The sequence below is a fragment of the Aromatoleum toluolicum genome, from assembly GCF_012911005.2.
GTDB lineage: Bacteria > Pseudomonadota > Gammaproteobacteria > Burkholderiales > Rhodocyclaceae > Aromatoleum > Aromatoleum toluolicum.
On sequence record NZ_WTVS01000225.1, the window covers coordinates 1 to 436 of the forward strand.

Here is a 436-nt window from a genome sequence, read left to right on the forward strand (position 1 = left end):
CCCATCTGCACCGCCTGGGCGCCCAGCGCCAGCGCACCCGCAATGCCGCGCCCGTCCATGATGCCGCCCGCAGCGATCACCGGGATGGACAGGGCCTGCACGCACTGCGCCACCAGCGGCAGCGTGCCCACCATGCTGGCCGCAAAGTCGGCCAGCGACGGCGCCGCACCGGTGGCGCCGGGCTGCGTAGGGGTGAGAAAGGTGCCCCGGTGCCCCCCGGCTTCCATGCCGGAGGCGCAGACGGCATCCGCGCCCACGCTGGCCCAGGCCTGTGCCTCGGCCAGCGTGGTGGCGGTGCCGATCACGTAGCTGCCCGCCGCCTGCAGCCTGGCCACCTGCGCCGCCGTGAGGATGCCGAAGGTGAAGCTGGCCACGGCGGGACGTGCGGCGACGAGGGCTTCGAACTGCGCGGCAAAGTCCTCGCACCACTGGGTGG

General features: G+C 74.1%; 1 protein-coding gene. It reads right to left on the reverse strand.

Features of this window, described 5'->3' with window-relative positions:
• On the reverse strand, positions 1 to 436 hold a 436-nt coding region (locus GPA27_RS28485; RefSeq protein ID WP_169143747.1), incomplete at both ends, for an NAD(P)H-dependent flavin oxidoreductase.